This window comes from Psychrobacter sp. TB20-MNA-CIBAN-0197 (assembly GCF_040309765.1).
Lineage (GTDB): Bacteria > Pseudomonadota > Gammaproteobacteria > Pseudomonadales > Moraxellaceae > Psychrobacter > Psychrobacter submarinus.
Map to the genome: position 1 here is coordinate 1 of NZ_JBEOPC010000089.1, position 512 is coordinate 512.

Annotated in this window: 1 protein-coding gene; it reads left to right on the forward strand. The window is 42.2% G+C overall.

Features of this window, described 5'->3' with window-relative positions:
• The coding region (locus tag AAEY83_RS12785) for an IS630 family transposase (RefSeq protein WP_351059256.1) at positions 1-507 on the forward strand (507 nt) is incomplete at its 5' end.
• Positions 508-512: the final 5 nt, after the last annotated feature.

Genomic DNA, 512 nt, shown 5'->3' on the forward strand with positions numbered 1-512 from the left:
GTATTCCAGAATAAGCTTGATAGCTTTACGCAGCAAGGCTACCCCATTGTCTATATGGATGAAAGCGGCTTTGAGGCTGAAACCATTCGTTCTCATGGCTATGCACCGATTGGTACACCCTGTATCGATAGCTACAACTGGCAAGCAAAAAAGCGAACCAACGTCATCGGAGCTCTCTATGAAAAAATGCTTTTTGCGCTTGATTACTTTGAGCAGAACATCAATGGCACCATATTCTACGACTGGTGCAAACACACTTTAATTCCAAGTCTCAAGACTAAATGCGTGATTGTCATGGATAACGCTCGGTTTCATAAAAGCAAACGCATTCAAAAACTATTAAACAGACATGGCCATCGTATTCTTTGGCTGCCGCCGTACAGCCCTGATCTGAACCCTATTGAGAAAAAATGGGCACAGGCTAAGTTTCTGCGCCAAGGGTGGATGGAGAATAATCTCCCTAAACTGTTTTATGATATGGGCTGTATCGATTTTATAAAGACTTAACTATA